The organism is Acetivibrio clariflavus DSM 19732, assembly GCF_000237085.1.
Lineage (GTDB): Bacteria > Bacillota > Clostridia > Acetivibrionales > Acetivibrionaceae > Acetivibrio > Acetivibrio clariflavus.
This window is the reverse complement of record NC_016627.1, coordinates 2,975,894-2,999,396: the sequence shown is the minus strand read 5'-3', so window position 1 is coordinate 2,999,396 and position 23,503 is coordinate 2,975,894. Positions and strand designations below refer to the sequence as shown.

Annotated in this window: 12 protein-coding genes; 8 read left to right on the top strand and 4 right to left on the bottom strand. The window is 36.6% G+C overall.

Going from position 1 to position 23,503, the window contains the following annotated elements; translation table 11 throughout:
- The first annotated feature begins 142 nt into the window (after positions 1–142).
- The 7 genes from CLOCL_RS12690 (at position 143) to htpG (ending at position 11,929) form a co-directional block, all read left to right on the top strand.
- Positions 143–1,315 (top strand): copper amine oxidase N-terminal domain-containing protein, encoded by a 1,173-nt coding sequence (locus tag CLOCL_RS12690; RefSeq protein WP_014255731.1) that lies wholly within the window; start codon positions 143–145, stop codon positions 1,313–1,315.
- A gap of 189 nt (positions 1,316–1,504) precedes the next feature.
- The gene (locus CLOCL_RS12685) at positions 1,505–2,653 is read left to right on the top strand and encodes a DUF6612 family protein (protein WP_014255730.1); all 1,149 of its coding nucleotides are present in this window, start codon (positions 1,505–1,507) and stop codon (positions 2,651–2,653) included.
- A gap of 553 nt (positions 2,654–3,206) precedes the next feature.
- Positions 3,207–6,959, top strand: coding sequence for a diguanylate cyclase (locus CLOCL_RS12680; protein WP_014255729.1), 3,753 nt, complete (start codon positions 3,207–3,209; stop codon positions 6,957–6,959).
- A gap of 221 nt (positions 6,960–7,180) precedes the next feature.
- Entirely contained in the window at positions 7,181–8,764 is a 1,584-nt protein-coding gene (locus CLOCL_RS12675; protein ID WP_014255728.1) for a DUF6382 domain-containing protein, read from the top strand.
- A gap of 18 nt (positions 8,765–8,782) precedes the next feature.
- Positions 8,783–9,319, top strand: a complete 537-nt coding sequence (locus tag CLOCL_RS12670) for an A24 family peptidase (protein WP_014255727.1) — start codon at positions 8,783–8,785, stop codon at positions 9,317–9,319.
- A gap of 127 nt (positions 9,320–9,446) precedes the next feature.
- Positions 9,447–9,875, top strand: coding sequence for a Fur family transcriptional regulator (locus tag CLOCL_RS12665; RefSeq protein WP_014255726.1), 429 nt, complete (start codon positions 9,447–9,449; stop codon positions 9,873–9,875).
- Positions 9,876–10,033: 158 nt separating this feature from the next.
- On the top strand, positions 10,034–11,929 hold the full coding sequence (gene htpG, locus CLOCL_RS12660; RefSeq protein ID WP_014255725.1) for a molecular chaperone HtpG: 1,896 nt from the start codon (positions 10,034–10,036) through the stop codon (positions 11,927–11,929).
- Between the two features lie 102 nt (positions 11,930–12,031).
- Here htpG and CLOCL_RS12655 read toward each other — a convergent pair whose 3' ends face one another.
- The 3 genes from CLOCL_RS12655 to CLOCL_RS12645 form a co-directional block, all read right to left on the bottom strand.
- Positions 12,032–13,684, bottom strand: a complete 1,653-nt coding sequence (locus CLOCL_RS12655; protein WP_014255724.1) for an AMP-binding protein — start codon at positions 13,682–13,684, stop codon at positions 12,032–12,034.
- Positions 13,685–13,701: 17 nt separating this feature from the next.
- On the bottom strand, positions 13,702–14,253 hold the full coding sequence (locus tag CLOCL_RS12650; protein ID WP_014255723.1) for a helix-turn-helix domain-containing protein: 552 nt from the start codon (positions 14,251–14,253) through the stop codon (positions 13,702–13,704).
- Between the two features lie 275 nt (positions 14,254–14,528).
- The gene (locus CLOCL_RS12645; RefSeq protein WP_014255722.1) at positions 14,529–15,425 is read right to left on the bottom strand and encodes a LysR family transcriptional regulator; all 897 of its coding nucleotides are present in this window, start codon (positions 15,423–15,425) and stop codon (positions 14,529–14,531) included.
- 129 nt (positions 15,426–15,554) lie between these two features.
- Here CLOCL_RS12645 and CLOCL_RS12640 point away from each other — a divergent pair, with 129 nt between their 5' ends.
- Positions 15,555–19,325: a phosphoribosylformylglycinamidine synthase gene (locus CLOCL_RS12640; protein ID WP_014255721.1), complete on the top strand. Its 3,771-nt coding sequence runs from the start codon at positions 15,555–15,557 to the stop codon at positions 19,323–19,325.
- A 143-nt stretch (positions 19,326–19,468) separates the two neighbouring features.
- Here the strand turns inward: CLOCL_RS12640 and CLOCL_RS21135 are convergent, their stop codons facing one another.
- Entirely contained in the window at positions 19,469–23,398 is a 3,930-nt protein-coding gene (locus CLOCL_RS21135) for a carbohydrate-binding protein (RefSeq protein WP_014255720.1), read from the bottom strand.
- Between the last annotated feature and the right edge of the window lie 105 nt (positions 23,399–23,503).

Below are 23,503 nucleotides of genomic sequence, written 5' to 3'. Positions count from 1 at the left end.
CAGATAATGTTTATTTCAGTTATAATTAGAGTATAAATATTACATTTTATGTAAAATTTTTTGCAAAGCAAAAATTTATGTGAATGAAATATGGAGGTAGTCTGGAACAGAATATAAGCAACAGTACTGGAGGATTAAAATTATGAGGAAGCTGATTTTTTGTCTGACAGTTTTTTTGTTTTCGATTATCACATTTACATCAGTGTCTAGTGCCGCACAAAGTATTACTGAAACTCCTGATGTAAAAATTGTTATTGAAGGGAAGAATGTTATTTATAACGATGTTACAATAAATGTAGAGGGGAGAATAATGCTACCTCTGCGTGAAGTGCTTACAAACCTTGGAGTAAAGAATGATTATGAACACATTATTTGGGATAATGCAAAAAAGAGTGTTACAGTGAAAAAAGACGATAAAGTAATATATCTTGAAGCAGGCAATACAATTGCAACAGTTAATGGAGAAGAATTTACCGTTGATGTTCCACCTATTATTTATCCGAAAAACAACAGAACATACATTCCGGCAAGGTTTGTGGCAGAAAGTCTTGGAAAAGCAGTAGTGTGGGATGCTGAAACCCGCTCGGTTTTGATTTCAGACAAAGAAAGTTATAGCCAAATAAAAGACATACTTGATAAGTCAACGAAAGCTATGAAGGATGCTAAAAAGTTTAAATTCGGAATGAAAAATGAAAATAAATATTTGGTAAACAATTCTGAAACTGAATTTAACGTAGGTTTAATAGGGGAGATAGACCTGGAAAATAAGGCTCTTCATGCAATATCATCTGTAAAGATTTTCGGTATGGAATTTATTGATGAGTTTTCTTTAATTGACGGCTGTGATTATAAATACGATGAAGAAAACGGCTGGAGCAAAGAAGAATTGAGCCAAAGTCAATTGGAAGAATATAATAAATTTTTTGAAGTCTTCAGTAAACTAGTGGCCTTTAATGAAAAGGATATAGAAAAAATGTCTGCCGGTCTGGAAATTATAAAGAGCGATAATACTAATGAAATTGTTATTAAAGGAGATGCTCTGGCATTTGAATATATGATAACAATTGCTAAATTTTTAATTTCTGGTATGCGGGGAATAGATGAATTATCGTATACAGACGTCAGAACCAACGAAGTGGATATGTACGGTCTTTATATGGAATTGACCTTAGATAAAAACAAGTACTATGTGAAAGAGATTGTAATGAGCATGGATTGTTTGGCACAGGAAGGATTTGTTAGAGAACAGTCTAATTTTAAAGTTTCTGTTTATTTTGAAGATTTCAATGGGGATTTTGATATTATTGCACCGTAATAAACATTCCAAAGCAATATCTATAGTAAGTTTAATTATGGCTTTAATTGGATTACCATATAATTTTACAAGGACCAGTTTCATACAAATTTGATTATAATTTAGGCAAAATTTATTGTGTTTAGATTGAAAATTTTAAAAATATAATGTATGCTAATATTATAAAAAAATTAGGGGGTTAAAAGTTTTATGAAAAAATTTGGTTTTTGTTTGACAGTATTTCTGTTTGTTGTTCTTATATTTGCAACAGTGGCAAATGCTGCACAAAGTATTACTGAAACTCCGGATGTTAAAATTATAATTGATGGAGAAAAGGGTACATATACCGATGTTACTATAATTGCAGACGGAAGAACACTGCTGCCTTTGCGTGAGGTGCTTACAAAGCTGGGAGTACCAAACGACAATGAGCATATTATTTGGGATGGCGTAAAAAGAAGTGTTACTGTGAAAAAAGACGATAAAGTAATATATCTTGAAGTAGGCAATACTGTTGCAACTGTTAACGGTAAAGAACTTACTATAGATGTGCCGCCAATTATTTATTCGAAAAATAACAGAACATACATTCCGGCAAGGTTTGTAGCGGAAAGCTTGGATAAACAAGTAGTATGGGATGCTGAAACCCGCTCGGTTTTAATTTCAGATAAAGAGAATTATAATCAAATAAGTGACATTATTTCAAAATCAAATGAAGCTATGAAGAATATTAAAAAGTATAAATTCGGCATGGATATGGATGTTAAAGTGTCTCAAAATGCATTCTCCATGGAATACGGCATTAATGTTAATGGTGATGTAGATCAGACAAATAAAGCAGTTCATATGTTGTCGGTTATCGATATGTTGGGTATGAAAATAGAATCCGAGTCTTATTTAAAAGACGGTTATTCATACACCAAGAATGTTGAAACAGGCGGCTGGACTAAAGAGAAGCTGAGCGAAAGCGATTATGAGCAATTGTTTGAAAGCAACAGTGATATTGTAAACATTAAAAACGATGATATAGGTAAATTGGCTGCAGGTATGGTAATTTCAAAAAGCGATAATCCTGATGAAATTGTTATAAAAGGAGATGTCCTTTTATCCGAGTTTGTAAAAGGTTTTAATGAAGGTTTGACTGCAGCAGGAAATTTGGTTGACGCAACAAGTATGAACAATTTTTCCATGGAAATGGTTTTTGACAAAAATACATACTATATGAAAAGTATTACAATAAATCTTGACGGTAAAATTGAAGATGAAATCGGTGCAAGCCAATACAATGTGAAAATTGGAATCAGTTTGTCAGACATCAATGGAGATTTTGTGATTACCGTACCCCAGGAAATAATATAAGGAATTAATGTAAGCAAAAGTAAAGGAAAAAGCTTTATTCGGATAGTAAATAAAAAAGAATGAAAAAGGCTATTGCTAAGTTAATTGTAATATTAAAATTGTGTTTAATATTACTTTAATTGAATGCAATAGCTTTTTTATTTTATTATTCAAAAAAGTAGTAAATTTTTATCGAATGGATACGAAATTTGAATTATACATCGAATTAATATTTGTGCCGGAATATTTTTTGTTTTACGAAAAATGGATAGGTTGTGAATTTCGGTTTATAAAATAATTATTCTGTTATAAGCTGATAATAAAATTTGGCGAATTAATGCGATGTGTAATAAAGTATGAACTGGATATTTATATTAATTAAATTAAATTTATATTGCGGATTTGTATAAAAATAGAGATAATATATTTAATAGCACATTACAATTCTATGATTTGGTAATAAACAGTAATTTTATGTCATGTAACCGAAAATAAAGTACTACTCATGTAAGTTTCATTTATAAAATAGAAGTCGAGTATAATACCGATATTAGCCGAATAAGGGGGGTGCACAATGCAAGAATCGTCTTCATTCAATAAAATGCAGCAAGATTTTGCAATACATGATACCCTGACAGGAGCGTATTCCCGCGCATTATTAGATGAACAATTTCCTGATGAAATTGAAAGATGTTCTCGATATGGTATACCACTATCTTTGTGTTTGATAGATATAGATTATTTTAAAAGCATAAACGATGCTTACGGACACATGCGTGGGGATCAGGTATTAAAAACCTTTGTAAATCGATTGAATTCATTAATGAGAAAATCGGACATATTGTTCAGATATGGTGGGGATGAATTTGTACTGCTTATGATGAATACCCACAAAGAACAAGCATTGTATCTTTCAAGTCGGCTGTTGGATAAAATCCGAATGGTTCCTTTTTCAGGTGAACCTCCACTTAATATTTCGCTAAGTATCGGTGTTGCAAGTTTCCCCGATGACGCTTTGAGTGCAGAAGATATGTTCAATATAGCAGATCAGCGTTGTTATGAAGCCAAGCGCAGAGGCCGTGGTCAGGTGGTAGGAGAAACCTCTAAATTTAAAAATGATATAGTATTTAATAAGATGTCACGGCTCATTGAACGGGATGAAGCCATATCCAAGCTTAATTCTTTTTTGGAACTGTTACCGGAAAACGGAAGAGGAGTCTTGAGTGTTATTGGCCCTAAAGGTTCCGGAAGAACCAGTTTTTTGTCAAAAGTTGAATCGGCGGCTAAAATGGGAAATTTCGAAGTCTTGTTTCTTACTGCAAAATATGAGTTGAAATCCAAGGCCTATGGACTTTTTATAGATGTACAGAATGAGGAGTTTGATTTTTCAAAGTTTAATACCGAAGAATTTGAGGATTTGATATCAAAAAAAATTGAAAATCAAAAGAAATCAGGTTTTATAGTTGTTCTCGATAATTTAGCTTTTGTTGACCATGCGACATTAAATCTTTTGAGAAACTGTATAATAGGAAAAAAACTTCCCTGTTTCGGCTTGGTTTACTCTTCCGAACCTGACACTGTAAGAAATTTTGAGTATCTGGATGTACAGCTTATGGATACCATTTATATAAAACCTTTTTCACCAAAAGGTGTCAACATATTTATCAGAAGTGTTTTGTCCTGGGATCCGCCTGCTGACTTTTTGGACTGGTTATATACGCAGACAATGGGATATCCAAAACTTTTGAGTGAAAGTTTATCCTATTTGATAGAAAACGGAACAATTAAGAAAAATGGAGAACATAAATGGTTGGTTGAACCTAATTATTCAGCTATTAAACTGGATAAAAGGCTCAATAAATTCGGAAAAATGCCTCAAAACAACTTGCCGGCTTATTTGACCGATTTTATAGGTAGAGAAACTGAAATAAGCCAAATCAGTATGCTTTTGGATAGAAGCCGGTTAATTACTCTTGTTGGGCCGGGGGGAATTGGAAAGACACGCCTGGCATTACAGGTGGCATCTATGAGACTGCATGATTTTGAAGACGGAGTGTTTTTCGTATCCCTTGCTTCAGTTACAAAACCCGATCTGGTAATTTCAACAATTGCTAAAGCAATGGATATAGTTGAAACATCCGGACAATCCATTTTGGACGCGATGAAAAGTGCTCTTAAGGATAAACATAGATTAATTATTCTGGATAATTTTGAGCAGGTTATTGCTGCCGCACCGATGATAGCAGAACTTCTTGCCTATGCGAGGCTGGTAACGGTTATGGTAACCAGCCGGGAAGCATTGCATGTTTCCGGGGAGCATGTATTTAATGTACCGCCTTTGGCTATTCCTGAGCTTGAACAGGGAGACAGTTTGGAAAAAATGATGCAGCAAGCGGCAATAGCTTTGTTCGTTTCCCGTGCACAGGCTGTCCAGTATAACTTTGTTCTTACCAAAGAAAATATAGGGCTGGTTGCAGAGTTGTGTGCCCGTTTGGACGGAATTCCTCTTGCAATAGAACTGGCGGCATCAAATGTCGGTCGAATTTCATTGGCGGAAATGCTGGAACAAAGCAGAAACCGTTTAAAATGGCTGAACAATGGGCCGAGAGACATGCCTTCAAGGCATCAGACTTTAAGAAGCACAATTGAATGGGGATACAGCTTATTAAATGAAGATGAACAAAAGTTGTTTGTTGGCTTAGGAGTGTTTGTGGGAAGTTTCACCAAGGATGCCGTTGAGAAGATTATGGGCGAAGAGCTGAATTTGACTGTAAGTACTGAGGAATGTCTGTTTTCCCTTTTGGATAAGAGTTTGATAAAAAATGTAACCAAAAGTTTAAGCCAAGAGGAATATTGTTTTGAAATGCTTGAGACTATTCACGAGTTTGCATTGGAGCGTTTGCAGTCAAGCGGCAAAAAGACTGCTTTAGAGCGAAAGCATGCCTACTATTATAAATCCTTGGTGGAAGAGGTCGCGGAAAATATGAGCGGACCGGAACAGTATATGTACCTTAACAGACTTGAACACTCATACTTAAATATTTTGGCAGCTATCGAATGGGCAAGAAAGAACGGAGAGATAGAACTGGAAGTAGATCTGGCAGTCGGTTTGGGGGCATATTGGGAATTAAGAGGACGGTGGAGTGAAGGCATATTGATAATGAATGGCATTGTCAAAAGATATACCGGAAGTTTAAAGTCAAGGAAATTTGCCATGATTTATCATTGGCTTGGCAGACTGGTCCAATTGGAAGGCGATTGTGACAAATCAATTAAATTGTTGAACACTGGCCTTGAAATTAGCAAAATGAATAATGACAGTATTGGTGAGGCGTTTATTTTACATAAACTGGGTTGGGGCTATTATGTTTATGCTGATCAAAGTAGAATCGACGATTTGTGGAACAGAAGCCTGTCTTTGTTCAGAGAGACCGATTATAAGCAGGGAGTAGTACTTATTTTGCAGGATCTCTGTTATGTTAAGTATTATGAAGGAGATTTCAAGCTAGTTGAAAAATATTCGAATGAAAGCCTGAAGATATGCAAACAGCTGGGAGACAAAAGAGGAATTTCAACTGCACTTAACAGGCTGGGACGGCTGGCCAGAGGTAAAGGTAATTACGAACATGCGGAAAGATTATTCAAAGAACATCTTATTGTCTGTGAAGAGCTTAAGGATAAGACAGGAAAGGTAGGAACCCTTAAATGTCTTGGAGAACTGGCACGTTCACAGCGGAATTTCAGTATGGCAACCGAATACTATAAAGAATGTTTGAAGCTTGCACAGGAAATGGGGTATAAAAGCTTTGTGGCAAGTTCTTTAAAAGATTTGGGAGAAATAGCAAGATGTCAGGGTGAGTTTAAACTGGCAAAAGAATTGTATGATGAAAGCCTTGCTATATCTCTTGAGGCAAATGATAACGGGGAAACAATGTGGATATACAGAAACATGGCTGAATTGGAAATGTACCAGGGAAATTACGATAAGGCAAGGGAAATGTATAAAAAGAGTCTGGAAGTATTTTTTAAGTATAACCAGAGGAATGCTTTATTTTCAATGCTTATTCTGGGAGGGGTTGCAGCCCTTGCAGCCTATGGCGGCAAAATTATTGATGCTGCAAAGCTTTTCGGAACTGCGGATAAATTGTTTGAATCCGTTGGCAAGCTTGTTTCGAAGGATGATGCCGATGATTACAGGAGACGTTTTGTAGAGGTTCAGGCAAGTTTAGATATTGAAGACTTCAATACTGCATGGACTGAAGGGCGATACATGCCTTTGGAAAATGCAATGAAATCTGCTATGCAGCATGTTTCTAGCAATAGTTAGCATTATAAATGTAGAGAATTTTCAGATATTAATTAAAATTTTCAAGCCTCTTTCTTTTTGATATGGAAAGAGGCTTGAAAGTTTTATAGGCATATTGAAAGATTTGTCTTGAAAGCACTTAAGGATTGAGTAAGAGAAACTATTCCGAATCTCTGTTAAGTCTTAGAAAAATTTTCCGATATAAATAAATAGATATGCCTTTAAAGGGAGGAAGTTTTTCTATGGAAAATGCCATTAGAGACAGATTTGCGTTTTCTTACGAAAGCGGTGTTACCGGAAGCTTTTTAGTGGCCAGCACCTCCAAAGATGAAAAAATAATAGAATTTCAAGTGAATATGCTGGCCAAAAATCCCAATAAGCATATTTTACCTTTTGATATAATAAGAAATAACGATAGGATTAACATATATTACAATATAACTTCCAAATTGTCCTTATCCCAATACTTAAAGCGCAGTCAGCTCAGCAAAAACGAATTTCTCGATATTTTTTCAGGTATAGTAAAAACACTTTTAAACTCTAAAGGATATTTGCTTTCGGACAATTCTTTTATATTGGATGAAGAATATATTTACATAAATCCGGATACAAAATGTATTTCCATGGTGTATTTACCGATAAGGTTAGATATTGATATAACCAAAGCTTTGAAAAACTTTGCTATAAATTTTGTGGTTTATAGTGCAAATATTTATGAGGAAGATAGCGATGGCTTTTTGCAGCAGTTTTTGAACTTTCTTAAAAAAGATACCTTTAGCATAATAGAGTTTGATAAGTTTTTAAAGGAGATGAAAAGGCTTGCCAGAAAACAGGAAAAAGAATCAAATGAGTTCAATGAAGTTCAAAAGAAGGAGCAAACTGCTGAAAATGTAGAAGTACAGCAGAAGAAAGAGGAAGATTTGAAAGAAAACAGGTTTAAGATTGAAATACCCAAGCCAAAAGCTGTTGAAGGCAGGGAGACTAAGAAGGATGTTTCTTCAAATTATGGACAGTCAAAATCTGAATTTAGAAAAAATGATGGCGGTAAAGAAGAAAAAAACATTGTAAGCAGCTTTTCAGGAAATCCAAATGTTATTGTAGGTGCAGTAATTCAGACTGTAATAGCAATTATTGTTTTGTTCCTGTTTTTTTCGGGAAAACTTGATTCTACCGGCAATGATAAGATTAGTACCGCTATAGGACTTTTGTTAGTGGGTGCTGCCGTTAGCTATTTTATGTGGAAAAATATTTTGAAAATAAAATTTTCCGACAAGAAAAATTTGCAAAGTAAAGCTGGAGATAACAATGGAAGAGAAAACACAGGAAGAAATAGTGTGCCTAAGGTTATTGAAAAAATACCGAAACCAGCAAAAAAACAAAATGAGCAAAGTATTCCCAATACAAGGAGAGCTATTGCCAATGAAAATAAAATGAATGAAAGTAAAATTTCAGAAAATTCTGTGTCCATTCCTATTAAAATAAGCGGCAATGTAAATGAGACGATACTATTGGATAGTTCTGATGTAAAACACGCACGGCTTCAAGTCATTAAAGATGACGGGATTGAAGAAATTATTATTAATAAACCAAGTTTTATTATCGGCAGGCTTGAAGGACAAGTTGACTATGTACATACAAACAATGCAATAGGGAAGGTTCACGCCGAAATTATCACACGGGATGGGTGTTATTATTTAAAAGACCTTAATTCAAAAAACGGAACCTATATAAACGGTAAGAGGATAGACAGCAATAAAGAATACGAGATAAAAAACAACGACCGTATAACTTTAGCCAATAGTGAGTTTATATTTATAGTAATGTGAAAGATTGGGGAGAAGACGGTGGCTAAAATAGCAATAAGCTATATTGAAGGCATTGTTCTTTTGATTATAGCGCTGAAAAGTGATATCCGAAGCCGAAAAATAAAAAACATAGTTACTTTGCCTTTCATAATTGCAGGTTTGTTGACAAATTTAATTTTTTCAGGATATGAAGGATTGAGAGACTCACTTCTCGGAATTATTATTCCCATTGTTTTGCTATTTGCATTATATGCTTTAAGAATGCTTGGAGCAGGCGATATAAAACTATTCAGTGCATTAGGTGCTGTTTTTGGATTAAGAGATGTTGTTAAAATTATGGCATATTCATTTGTTTCAGGTGGAATAATAGCATTTGTAATAATTCTTATAAGGAAAAATGCAAAGGAAAGATTTTTGCATTTGTACAACTATTTAAAGTCAGTGCTGCTAACATTACATATAACACCTTATACGGAATTTGACAGAAAGGAGGATACCGGGAAATTTCCCTTTGCCTATGCAATTTTTTGCGGCGGGCTGGTGTTTATTTTTATTGAAATAGTTGCAAGAGTTTAAGGAAATTGCTTTAAAATTTGAAAAGTGATTCTTTTTTTGTGTGTCCGATTCTCCCTTTAGAGATGTTGAAAAGTGGGAAGGTATAAAGTAAAATAAAAATAACAATGGGTTTAAAGGATGAATTTATATGGAAAATAATCCAAGCTATGATACAATACTTTCACAAATCGGATGCAAAAATACAAAATCAAGAAAAATAATTATAGAAGTTCTTACCAAGACTGAAGTACCTCTGTCGGCAGAAGAAATATTTCTTAATGTCAAGGAATCCGGTTCATCAACCAATCTTTCTACTGTCTATAGAACCCTTGACCTTTTGGAGAGCAAAGGTATGTTGGACAAATACATAATGAGCGATGGCAGAGCAAGGTATAAACTTGCTTTGGAAGGTCATAAACATCACATAACTTGTATTAATTGCTATAAATCCATACCTATAAATACTTGTCCCATTGAATCTCTTGAAAAGGATTTGGTCAATACTACCGATTTCAATATAACGGGTCATAAACTGGAAGTATATGGACTTTGTCCAAAGTGTAGAAAAGGAGAGTAAACTTTTTTATTATAAATAAAGTAAATTTATGTTATTAGCACTCACGTTTGGTGAGTGCTAAAATTATCTTGACAAATTTTTGTGGCGGAATGTAATATATAATTTAGAAAATTATATCTGGTATTGACAAAGCAAAATTTGGTCAGGAGGGAGTTTCAATGAACCAACAAAGTGGAACAATATCTATAAATACGGAAAATATATTTCCAATAATAAAGAAGTGGCTGTACTCCGAAAAAGATATTTTTCTGCGCGAACTGGTTTCTAACGGAAGTGATGCAATAAGCAAGCTCAAAAAGCTTGTAGCCATTGGGGAAGCAAAGGTCAGTGATGATGAAAAGTATTACATAAAAGTAGTTGTTGATAAAAGCAAAAAGACCATACAGATAATAGACAACGGACTGGGTATGACTTTTGATGAGGTGGACAAATATATAAATCAAATTGCTTTTTCCGGAGCCAAGGATTTTGTTGAAAAGTACAAAGACAAAGCTGATGACAGCCAGATTATAGGACACTTCGGTCTGGGATTTTACTCGGCTTTTATGGTGGCGGACAAGGTTCAGATTGACACTCTTTCTTACCAGGAAGGTGCTGAAGCAGTAAGATGGGTAAGCAATGGTGGTACTGAGTTTGAAATGAGCCAATCGGACAGAAGTGAGAGAGGTACTACCATAACTCTTTATATTGCTGATGACAGCAAAGAATTTCTTGATGTTTTCAAAGTAAGGGAAGTACTTGTTAAATATTTCTCATTTTTACCTTATGAATTGTACTTGGAAGATGCCAATGAGAAAAAGGACAAGAGGAAGGATAAGGAAAAGGACAAGGCTGAAGAACCGAAACCTCTTAACGATACAAATCCTTTGTGGCTGAAAAATCCTAAAGATTGTACCGATGAAGAGTATAAGGACTTTTACAGGAAGGTGTTCTTTGACTTTAGTGAGCCTTTATTCTGGATCCATTTAAATATGGACTATCCTTTCAGATTAAAGGGTATTTTGTATTTCCCGAAATTGAAAAATGAGTTCGATACCCTGGAAGGTCAGATAAAGTTATATTATAATCAAGTGTTTGTAGCGGACAACATCAAAGAAGTTATTCCTGAATTTTTAATGCTGCTGAAGGGAACCATTGATTGTCCGGATCTTCCTCTTAATGTGTCCAGAAGCTTTTTGCAGAATGACGGCTATGTTTCAAAGATATCTACCCATATAACAAAGAAGGTTGCGGACAAACTGACTTCCTTGTTTAAAAAAGAAAGGGAGGCTTATAATAAATACTGGGACGATATAAATCCTTTTGTTAAATTCGGATGTATCAAAGATAAGAAATTTTATGAAAAGGTCAAGGAAATACTTATATTCAAGACTATCAACGGCGAGTATGTAACCCTGAAGGAATATTTGGAGAAGAATAAGGAAAAGCATGAGAACAAGGTATTCTACTTTACCGATGAAAGACAGCAGGCTCAATATATCAAATTGTTCAGAGAACAGGGATTGGAAGCAGTTAATCTTTCCACAATAATTGACACCCACTTCATTCAGTTCCTTGAGATGGAAGAAAAGGATGTTAAATTCCTTCGCATAGATGCAGACATTAGTGACAGCTTAAAAAATACTGAGGACAAGGATGACAAGGAAGTAAAAGAATTGTCCGAAGGCTTGGAAAAGCTGTTTAAGAGCAGCTTAAATAATGATAAGTTGAAAGTTCAGGTTGAGGCCTTAAAGTCAGAATCAGTGCCGGCCATGATACTTTTATCGGAACAATCCCGAAGAATGCAGGAAATGATGAGAAATTACAGCGGCTTTAATTGGGGCGGATTATATGACAACAATGATGAGACTTTGGTTTTAAATAGAAACAACGGTTTAATACGCTCGCTGATAAGTCTGAAAGAAAAAGAAGACAGAAAAGAAGACGTTCAGCTTATTTGTGAACATATTTACGACTTGGCGCTGATGAGCCATAAACACTTAGAGCCTGATGCCATGAACAAATTTATTGAAAGAAGCAACTTGATCCTTTCAAAACTTGCCCAGGGGGTATAGGAAAAGGTTAAAAAAATACCTTTTCTTTGGTTGCGTAAACAACTGAAGAAAAGGTATTTTTTATAGGCTAATTAAAGTAAATTTTTCAACGTATGAAGTTCCTTAGGCATCCCTTTCACGTATTTCAACTCTGCGGATTTTTCCGCTGATGGTTTTTGGAAGCTCGTCCACAAATTCAACGATTCTTGGATATTTATAAGGAGCGGTTACTTTTTTTACATGGTCCTGAAGCTCTTTTACCAGTGCATCACTGGGAGTATAGTTTTTGGTAAGTACAACCGTTGCTTTTACAATCTGACCTCTGATTGGATCCGGTACTGCTGTTATAGCACATTCCAATACAGCTGGATGTTCCAAAAGGGCGCTTTCAACTTCAAAAGGTCCTATTCTGTAACCGGAACTCTTAATTACATCATCGGCTCTTCCCACAAACCAGAAGTAACCGTCTTCATCTTTCCAGGCCATATCTCCGGTATAGTAAACATCGTCATGCCAAACTTTTTTAGTCAGAGCTTCATCTCTGTAATATCCTCCAAACATACCTACTGGTATGTTCTTTCCGGTCCTTATTACTATCTGTCCCTCTTCACCAATCTCACAAGATTTTCCGTTTTCGTCCACTATATCAACTTCGTATTCGGGAGATGGTTTACCCATTGAACCCGGTTTGGGTTCCATCCATGGGAATGTACCCAATACAACGGTAAGCTCGGTTTGACCGTAACCTTCCATTAATTTAATGCCTGTTGCTTTATAAAACTGGTTGTACACCTCGGGATTTAACGGTTCCCCGGCTACAACACAATATTTCAATTTACTTAAGTCAAATTTAGATAAGTCTTCCTTGATAAAGAATCGATATATGGTAGGAGGTGCGCAGAAAGTTGTAATACCGTATTTGGAGATAATATTTAAGAGATCTTTGGGTACAAATTTGTCATAGTCATAAACAAAAACCGCAGCTCCGGCCAGCCATTGTCCGTATATTTTACCCCATACTGCTTTTGCCCAGCCTGTGTCTGCAACGGTGAGGTGTAAACCTCCATCTTCAACATTTTGCCAGTATTTTGCAGTTATAATGTGACCTAATGGATATGTAAAATTATGTCTTACCATTTTCGGCATACCGGTAGTACCCGATGTGAAGTATAAAAGCATTATATCATCGTTGGTAGTTGCCTTGTCTCCTGTAGGTCTTGCAAACTCAGGAGAAGCTTCTTCAACTTCTTTATTGAAATCATACCAGCCTTCCTTTGAACCGCCTACAAGCGCGACGGCCTTGAGGGTAGGAGATTGGGACATGGATTCTTCAACATGTTTTATAACTTCATCTTCACCTACACAAACAATCATTTTTATATCGGCCGCATTATTTCTATAAATAATATCTTTTGCAGTCAGAAGATGAGTTGCAGGAATACATATTGCACCGATCTTATGGAGCGCTAATATAGCAAACCAGAACTCATAGCGCCTTTTCAGAATCAGCATTACCGGATCGCCTTTGCCGATACCGACTTTAGTGAAAAAGTTTGCTGCCTTATCACTGTAGTATTTTAACTGCCCGAAAGTAAAGGTAGCTTCATTACCTTTTTCGTCGCACCATACTATTGCTAGCTTGTCGGGACTTTTAGCAGCAATTTCATCCACAACATCATAGGCAAAATTGAAATTGTCCGGTACGTTTATTTTGAAATTTTCAACAAAATCCTCATAGGAATCAAAATCTATACGGGAAAGATATTTCTCCAGCATTTTACATAAAACCTCCATTATAAAATTATTGCTAAAAACTTGGCAGTTTTGTTATTCATGGCTTTCATTCCATGGTTTGCCGATGAATCAAAGTATAATGAGTCACCTTCATTGAGAATAATTTCGTGACCGTTTATTATTACTTTTAATGTTCCTTCGATGACATAGTTAAATTCCTGTCCGGGGTGGGAGTTGTAATGCACCGTATCGTCCGAATCGGGTTCAACGGTTACAATAAAGGGCTCAGCTTTTTTATTGGCGAAATTATAAGCAAGACTCTGATACTTGTATTGCTTTCTTCTATCAACACTTACGCCTTTATCTTTACGTACGACAGAATATGTATGAAGTTTTGGTGCATCTCCGGTGAGAATTTCGGCAAGCTCAACATTTAATTTATTGGCAACTGCATAAAGGAAGCTTACAGGTATATCTGCATTTCCGCTTTCATATTCGAGATAGATATCGATAGAGATATTCAGTTCTTTTGCCAAAGACTCTGCGGAAAGGCCGGAAATTTCACGAAGTTCCTTGATTCTCATGCCGATTTGCTTAATTTGCTCTGACATACAACCATCCTTTCGTATTTATAATTAAATCAAGCTTATGCAAATGTACAGTTAAAAATCGTTTTGCAGTCTCCCATCACATTTGAAGCAATTTATATACATTAATTCAGATGCTCTAATTAATGTTCCTGTTTACATATTATATACAAAAAAAATATAATTAAAATTATCGTATCACAATTTAATCGATAATGTAAATAAAAAGTCCAATTAAAACGTATTATCATTAACTATCTGAAAAAAATAAATAAAATTCGTTAATTATTTTAATTACTTTAATTATATAATTTCTTTTTTCTTAAGAAGTTGATAAATTCACTGGAAGTTCTTGATAGAGGCATATTTTTCATGGTGACTATGCCCAGCTTTCTGGGTGGCAGCTTTTCTTTCAGCTTTATTTCGAACAATTCGCCTTTATTTATAAATGGGACAGCACTTTCTTTTAAAACATGGGCAATTCCTAAGCCTATTTTTGCAAATTCAAGCAAGAGGTCAATGCTTTCAAGTTCTATCTCGGGAACCAGATTAAGCTGCTTTTTTTGAAAGAAAGAGTCCAAATTTTGCCGGGTGGAACTGTTTTTGTCAAGCATTAAAAGGGGATGGGACGATAATTCCGTGAGCGAAATTCGTCTATTTGCAAGTTCGATGAATTTATTTGAAGCTACAAATATATCTTCTACAGACAGGTAATTTTCAACTGCTATGCCTTTGCTGTGTACCGGGAGAGTGACTATTCCGAAGTCAATTATACCTTCTTTTAATATGTTCAGAATCTGACGGGAGGTTCTGTTAATAACCTGAATTTTGACTTTGGGATACTTTTGAATAAATCTGCCAATTGGGTCTATCAGATAATATTTGCATACGGTATCACTGACTCCGATTCTTATTTCGCCATTTTCAAGATTTTGAGACTCTAATAGCTTGTTTTCGGCTGTCTTTATAAAATTATAGGCTTGTTCCACGTGTTTAAAAAGAATTTCGCCTTCATAAGTCAGCTTAATTTCCCGGGTTTTTCTGTAAAAAAGCTGGGAACCTGTCTTTTTTTCAAGATTTTTAATAGCCTGGCTTATGGCGGATTGTGATACGTGAAGTTCTGCAGCAGCGTCGGAAAAGCTTTTGTTTTTTGCAACATAGTAAAATATTTTATACAGCTCAAAATTGATATCCATAAGTTCCTCTTATAATAAATATTAAAATTATTAATTTTACTTATTGATTATAACATAATATAATGATATTGACAATTAAGGTTATTGCAAGGTTCTATTGATAAGGAAAAAGTTTTGAGGGGGAAAAATATGAAAAGTGTTGTAAGAAGGGTTTTTGTAGAAAAGAAAAAGGGTTTTGATGTGGAAGCCAAAAGTCTGTATCGTGACTTGAAATATAACTTGGGAATTGGAACATTAGAAAATGTAAGAATTATAAATCGGTATGACATTGAAGGCTTATCCGACGAAGAGTTTGAAAAATCGAAAAGGACAATATTTTCAGAGCCGCCTGTTGATGAGGTGTTTGATGAAAAAATAGATATTGATGAGAATAGCAGAGTTGTGGCTATTGAATATTTGCCGGGGCAATATGACCAGAGAGCTGACTCTGCAGCTCAATGCGTTCAGATACTTACCCATGGCGAAAGGCCTAATATAAAAGTTGCAAAGCTTATTATTCTCGATGGAAAAATATCCGACAGTGAGTTTGAAAGAATTAAGGGTTATTTGATTAATCCGATTGAATGTCAGGAAGCCTCTATGGAGAAACCGGATTCATTGGATGTTGAGGTTAATATGCCTGAGGATGTAAAGGTTTTGACAGGCTTTATTAACAAAAGTCCTGAAGAGCTTGAGAGTTTTATGGATGAAATGGGACTGGCTATGTCTTTGGAAGATCTTAAATTTTGCCAGCTTTATTTTAGGGATACCGAGAAAAGAGATCCTACTTATACTGAAATAAAGGTTATTGATACTTATTGGTCTGACCATTGCCGTCATACGACATTTCTGACCAATATTGCAAAAGTTGAGATTGAAGACGGAGTGTTCACTACACCCATAAAGAATGCCTATGATAGTTACATTAAGTCAAGACGTTTTGTATATGAAGACAAACCGAAAGATGTTTGTCTGATGGACATTGCGACAATAGCGATGAAAGAGCTTAGAAAAAAGGGATATTTAAATGATCTTGACGAATCGGATGAAATTAATGCCTGCAGTATAGTGGTTAATGTGGATGTGGACGGAAGGAACGAAGAGTGGCTGGTCATGTTTAAAAACGAAACTCATAACCATCCTACAGAAATAGAGCCTTTCGGTGGAGCTGCAACCTGTCTGGGAGGAGCAATAAGGGACCCGCTTTCAGGACGAGCATATGTTTATCAGGCTATGCGTGTTACCGGAAGCGGTGATCCCAGGAGAAGTATTCAAGACACATTACCCGGCAAGCTGCCTCAGAGGAAAATTACAACGGGAGCTGCAGCAGGTTACAGTTCTTATGGAAATCAAATAGGCCTTGCTACCGGCCAAGTGGCAGAAATTTATGACGAAGATTATGTGACCAAGAGAATGGAAATTGGTGCAGTTATCGGTGCGGCACCTAAGAAAAATGTTGTAAGAAGCAGGCCTGAACCCGGTGATGTTATTATTCTTTTAGGAGGAAGGACAGGCCGTGATGGCTGTGGAGGTGCAACCGGGTCTTCAAAGGAACATACCGAAGAGTCTTTGCTTACTTGCGGGGCAGAAGTACAAAAAGGTAATCCTCCCACCGAAAGAAAAATACAGAGATTATTTAGAAATCCTTCTGTCAGTACAATGATAAAAAAGTGCAATGACTTTGGTGCCGGTGGAGTGTCGGTAGCTATAGGTGAATTGGCCGACGGTCTTAGCATCAATTTGGATTTGATACCTAAAAAATATGAAGGTTTGGACGGTACAGAACTGGCTATATCCGAGTCACAGGAGAGAATGGCGGTTGTTGTGGCAAAAGAAGATGTCAACAGGTTTATCAAGGCGGCAAGGGAGGAAAACCTAGAAGCAACTACCGTTGCTGTGGTTACTGCAGAACCGAGGCTGACCATGTCCTGGAGGGGCAAGACCATAGTAAGTATTAGCAGGGACTTTTTAAATACAAATGGGGTCAAGCAGTATTCCGACGTATTTGTAACAGCACCTTCCGATAAATCTTATTTTAAAGCGGCGGAAAACATAGATGATTTCAAAGGATTGGAGCAGATATGGGAAGACAGGTTGAGGGATTTAAATATATGCAGCCAGAAAGGATTGGTTGAGAGATTTGATGCTTCTATAGGCGCAGGAACTGTTTTGATGCCTTTTGGCGGAAAATATCAGTTAAGTCCCACTGAAGGAATGGCAGCAAAAATTCCGGTATTGGATGGAGATACAAACACCGGTACGTTAATGACCTATGGATACAATCCTTCAATAGCAAAATGGAGTCCTTTCCATGGCGCTGTGTTTGCGGTGGTTGAATCGGTAGCAAAAATAGTTGCAATGGGAGGGGATTACAAAACTATAAGGCTTACACTTCAGGAGTATTTTGAAAAACTGGGCAAAGACCCAAAACGTTGGGGTAAGCCGTTCAGTGCACTTTTGGGTGCCTACTATGCTCAAATGAAACTGGGAATTCCGGCAATTGGCGGAAAAGACAGTATGTCTGGAACTTTTAAGGATATGAACGTTCCGCCTACATTGGTTTCGTTTGCTGTGAATGTTGTAGATGTGAGAAATGTTGTTTCCACTGAATTTAAGAAGACCGACAGCAATGTTGTTCTGGTGCGTTTAAAGAGGGATGAGTACGAATTGCCGGATTTTGAAGCTTTGGACAAAAATTACACCAGGATAAATGAGCTGATAATGAAAGAAAAAGTATTGGCGGCGCAAAGTATAAGGTCGGGAGGCCTTGCGGAAGCTATCAGTAAAATGAGCTTCGGAAATATGATCGGATTTGCAGCTAAAGGAAATATACCGGTTAACAAGCTGTTTGCACCGGAATACGGTTCCATACTTCTTGAAATAGACAAAAATGAAGATTTGGACAAGTTATTTGAAGGTATTGACTATGAACTGGTGGGTAACACTCAGGCTAGAGCCACTATTGATGTAAATGGTGTAAGCATGAGTATAAAGAATTTGATTGAAAAGTGGGAAGAACCGCTAGAGTCAATATTCCCGACAAAGACAGAGATTGTTGAGGGAAGACCTAAACAGTACGGATATGAGATAAGGAACACTTCAAGACCGAAAGTTTCCTATGCAAAACCGAGAATTTTCATTCCGGTCTTTCCGGGGACCAACTGTGAGTATGATACGGCAAAAGCCTTTGAGAGAGCCGGAGGGAAACCTGAAGTGTTTGTTATTAAGAATTTAACACCTGCTGAAATAGATAAGTCCATAGATTCAATGGCAAAAATGATTGATAATTCGCAGATTATAATGATTCCTGGCGGCTTTAGCGGTGGAGACGAACCGGACGGATCCGGAAAGTTTATTGCTACTGCCTTTAGAAATCCTAAGGTGAAGGATGCCGTTATGCGTTTGCTGAAAGAGAGAGATGGACTGATACTCGGTATTTGCAACGGATTCCAGGCTCTTATAAAACTAGGATTAGTTCCCTATGGTGAAATCCGGGACTTGACTGAGGAAAGTCCGACCCTTACCTTTAACACTATTGGCCGACATGTTTCGTGCATGGTAAATACAAGGATTTCGTCAGTATTGTCTCCATGGTTTAACAATGTAAAAGTTGGGGATATCCATACTATAGCCGTATCCCATGGAGAGGGAAGATTTGTGGCAAGCCAGGAGCTATTGAAAACCCTTGAAAAGAACGGTCAAATAGCTACGCAATATGTAGATCTTGACGGTAATGCCAGCTATGACATAAGATTTAATCCCAATGGCTCTATTGAGGCTATAGAGGGGATAACAAGTCCGGATGGAAGAGTTCTCGGTAAAATGGGACACTCGGAGAGAATAGGAAATAATGTAGTTAAAAACGTTCCTGGCGAAAAGGATCAAAAGCTGTTTGAAGCAGGAGTCAATTACTTTAAGTAAGAAAAAAAGGTACAATTCGGTGAATATAAATTTATATTTGTCACCGGAATTGTACCTTTAATTTTTACTAAATTCTGCAGTTCATTAATGTAAAGCAAATTTACCGTACATAGTATCCATGAGGTGAACGATGATGCAGAGTACTATGAGATATCTATAGCCGAATAAACATCGATGGTTACATCGTTAAAGTGTTTCTCAAATTCTGCAGTTCGTATATTTCCGTAAGCATCAATATATTCAATTCGATATGAAATTTTTGAGTCAATGCCGGGGAAGGTAATAATACCAATTTTTTTAGATCGAACTTTAACATCGAATGAAATTGGTTCAATAATATATTTTGTTCCGTCATAAGTCAACTTTATTTCGAGGTTTTCTATAGTCAGCTTTTGTCTTGTGGTGCCCGCAACCGTATCAATACGAGAACCGGCAGGTTTTTCAATTATTTGGATTCCTTCCGGAAAGATTTCGGTATATGTAGCATTTTTTATAACAGCATTTTTTGGAGGATCCAGTATTACATGCTCAAATACAGGTGAAAAGCCGATCATTGTTGCTGAATTGTAATAATGCTTATCTTCATCAACAGCAGGTGCACCGGAAGCAACGGCAATTTTTTCAATATTTGCTGTAATATCTTTTGGCGAATTGTTTACAAAGATGGGCGTAATAACGCTGTCTTTTATTTGGGCTGCCATAGCTATCGCATAATTGAGAGCGTTGCCGTCAGCGTCAATAGTACCGTCACCTTCAATATTGATGGCATCTCCCGTTGTAACGTCTACACTGCTGGTCCATTTGTTTGGTGCATTAGCAGCTAAAACAATTATATATTTTGAAGCGTCAGGGGAGGATTTCGTCGGGTGGTTGAGCAGTTCTTTTCCACGCCTCAGAGCATCTCCCATATTGCTAAAACCGGTTTCGTTTACCGGGAAATTGTTTATATGCTCTATCAACTCAGTTACTTCACTTACATTGGAGAGGTCAAAAAACTTAAAGGATTCCATATCAACATAAGCTTTGTCGGAATATTGCAATGCATACATTTTTGTATTTGTACCGATAAACAGATTTACGATTTGTCGTGCAGCATCTATACCTGAAACTGTAGTTTCAGTACGCAAGTACTTCTTTTCTATTTTGGAACCTATTGCGGAATTATAATAGAATACTGAAGAACTTGATTCCATTCTTACATCGCTGCCGGCAATTATTGAGCCGTAAAAATCTGTATTGATTCCCTGTACTATTACAACTCCTACATCGTTTGTGTACTTGCCTGTAGGATCCTCTTCACCAGCGGCATAAAATGTTCCATAAATTTTACTGTTTTCGGTAGCTAAATGTATTCTGCCATGTATGGAGTACACATTGAGAAGGTTGGTAGTGTTGTTTATGGAATTTTCGTCAAGTTCATCGGTATTTATATCATGTCCTTCAATGCTGACAGATCCTTCAGCTACTAAGAAATTTGAGTTCGTGTTGATAATATGCGGAACGGAGATACGTAAATTTCCGTCGAAGTACATGGAAGACTCTAAATTGAAGGTTCCGGCACCAGTTATAACAAAGGTGTTGTTGCCTTTTTCATATCTTATCTTAAATCCCGGTTGGTTGGGGAAATCTATGTCGGTTTCGTTTGGAAAATCTTCCGGGTAAAATTTGTAGCTGTCATTATCTATTTCGGATATTATCTTGTCATGGAAATTAGGCATAGGCAATGGTTCACTGATAGTTGACGTACCCCCTTCAAGTATGGACCCATATCCTATGGTTATAGTGGAAGCAGAGCAGACACCTGTAACTTTTAGTCTGGTTATATAGGATTCCAGCTGATTGTTTGCATGTATGCTTCCTATGACTTGAGCTCCGTTTCCAACTCCTCGCAAGTTTCTATTGGCAAAAATAGCATAGTCAAAAGGTGTAATAATATCTGTTACCACATGCCCGAAAGTTACAGCATTATCAACCAGAAGTACTACTTCTTTATCGCCTATAAAAGCACCTAAACCATTCAGAGTCAATTCACCGTCTTGTCTGGAAGTAATCATCTGTATTGAGCCTATTTCTGCTTTTGACGGTGCAGTTTTTGTCAATTTTATATTGCTCGCATCAATTGTGAGTGTAGATGTAGGTATGACCGCTGTTGGAGTAGGCGTTGGTGTTGGAACAGGCGTAGCAGTAAAAATAGATGTTGCTGTTGCTGTTGGAGTTGCTGTTGGAGTTGCTGTTGGTGTTGGTGTTGCTGTTGGAGTAGGAGAAGGCGTAGGTGTAACTGTTGGTGTAGGTGTAGCTGTCGGAGTAACTGCTGATGTGGAAAATGCAAACCAGTCAACATTGACAGGGCCTGTGAACACCAGATATATATTATTTTTTCCCGAAATAGTATTTATATTGCACAACAATTCTTGAAATTCATCCCAACTGGACGTGGAAGGTACTGACAGAGTACCTAAAAGAGTACCTGTTGAACTTCCAACTCTTATTTCAATATTGGTAGTCGAGCCGGATGCATTCGCAACGTATGCTTTGAAAGATTTTGCTCCGCTATTAAAATTAACATTGTTGTATACTACATAGTTACCGCTTTGTATGTAGCAAATTATATTGCCTACTTTTTGGATATTTGAACTACTGACACCGTTATAATTTTCGGCTTCTATCCTTGAATACGCATCTATTGAATTTTCATTCGAAGCAGGTGAAAATACAAACCAGTCAAGGTTTATTGGACCTTTAAATACAATATACAGCGATTTTGTACCTGTAATATTTGAAGGAATATTACAAGTTATTTCCTGATATGTATTCCAGTCACCGGTTGATGGGATGTTTACAGTGGCCAAAAGGGGACCGGTGGCACTATCGGACCTGATTTCCATGCTGGTACTATTCTCAGCAGCTGCCCTTGCTTTGAAAAAATTTGCCCCTGTACCGAAATCAACATTGTTGAATGCTATGTAGTCATCGCTTAAAAGATAACCGATAGCGGTACCTCCGCCGGAAATACCGAAAGATTGAATATAACTTGCATTGGTATAATCGTAACTTTCTGCCTGTATTTCAACAAAAGCACTTCTTTTTGTATAAACAGGAGGACTTGTCGGAACAGGTGTTGGCGTAGGTGTACTTTGAGCTTGGATAATGGCAAACCAGTCAATGTTAACAGGTCCTCTGAATACGAGATACAGGTTTCTAGTTCCTTTTATTGTATTGCTTATACTGCAGCTGATTTCTGCAAAAGTATCCCAGCTTCCTGTTGAGGGCACTGTTAAATTACCTATAAGAGTGCCGTTTTCACTTCCGACTCTTATCTCAATATTTGTAGATGATGCTGAAGCCAGTCTGATCCTGAACAGGGAAGGATTAGATCCGAAATTCACATTGTTATATACGGCATAGTCTCCAGCATTAATATACCCTATACCATAACCGTCGGGGATTTTTATTTTTTTTATTTCTTCACCTATAAGATTGCTATAGTTTTCAGCTTCAATTCTGGAAAAATTGTATGTTTGACTGGAACCGGTTGCAGTGGCTGTAGGAGTTATTGTAGGTGTTTGACTGGGATATGATGCCGCAATAAATGTAAACCAGTCAATATTTATTGGTCCGCTAAAAACCAAATAAATATTATGAATACCTGTAATGTTGTTTATGCTACAGGTTACTTCATTATAGTTCTCAAAACCACCGGTAGACGGTACCGATAAAGTACCCAAAAGATAGCCGGAAGAGCTTCCGGATCTGATTTGAATGGTGATGTCGCTAAACTGAGTAGAAATTCTTGCTTTGAAGAAAGCAGCACCGTTGGAGCCAAAGTCAATATTGTTATATGCGGCATAGTCTCCTGTGCTGATGTATCCTAAAGCGGAACCGCCAGATTCAATATCTATTTTTTTAATGTCGGGACCATTAAGAATACTGTAGTTTTCCGCCTGGATAATCGAAAAAGCACTGTTAGCGGCATATACATTTATTGGAGTAAAGCTTGTCAACAACATTATTGCCAAAAGAAAAACAAATGTAACAACATAGCTAACTCCTTTGTTTAGTACATTGGATAACATAATATACCTCCCACTTTGTTTATTTGTTTATTGTCTGGTGTATAGTTTGCAGCTAAGTAACAAGTCCATTATGTTTACCGTGCTGTGTAGAATAAGTGAAAGTCT

Excerpts from the sequence above, each read along its gene's own strand:
- CLOCL_RS12680 (WP_014255729.1), top strand. The coding sequence starts at position 3,207 with ATGCAAGAATCGTCTTCATTCAATAAAATGCAGCAAGATTTTGCAATA.
- CLOCL_RS12675 (WP_014255728.1), top strand. The coding sequence starts at position 7,181 with ATGGAAAATGCCATTAGAGACAGATTTGCGTTTTCTTACGAAAGCGGT.
- htpG (WP_014255725.1), top strand. The coding sequence starts at position 10,034 with ATGAACCAACAAAGTGGAACAATATCTATAAATACGGAAAATATATTT.
- CLOCL_RS12685 (WP_014255730.1), top strand. The coding sequence starts at position 1,505 with ATGAAAAAATTTGGTTTTTGTTTGACAGTATTTCTGTTTGTTGTTCTT.
- CLOCL_RS12640 (WP_014255721.1), top strand. The coding sequence starts at position 15,555 with ATGAAAAGTGTTGTAAGAAGGGTTTTTGTAGAAAAGAAAAAGGGTTTT.
- CLOCL_RS12690 (WP_014255731.1), top strand. The coding sequence starts at position 143 with ATGAGGAAGCTGATTTTTTGTCTGACAGTTTTTTTGTTTTCGATTATC.
- CLOCL_RS21135 (WP_014255720.1), bottom strand. The coding sequence starts at position 23,398 with ATGTTATCCAATGTACTAAACAAAGGAGTTAGCTATGTTGTTACATTT.
- CLOCL_RS12665 (WP_014255726.1), top strand. The coding sequence starts at position 9,447 with ATGGAAAATAATCCAAGCTATGATACAATACTTTCACAAATCGGATGC.
- CLOCL_RS12655 (WP_014255724.1), bottom strand. The coding sequence starts at position 13,684 with ATGCTGGAGAAATATCTTTCCCGTATAGATTTTGATTCCTATGAGGAT.
- CLOCL_RS12645 (WP_014255722.1), bottom strand. The coding sequence starts at position 15,425 with ATGGATATCAATTTTGAGCTGTATAAAATATTTTACTATGTTGCAAAA.
- CLOCL_RS12650 (WP_014255723.1), bottom strand. The coding sequence starts at position 14,253 with ATGTCAGAGCAAATTAAGCAAATCGGCATGAGAATCAAGGAACTTCGT.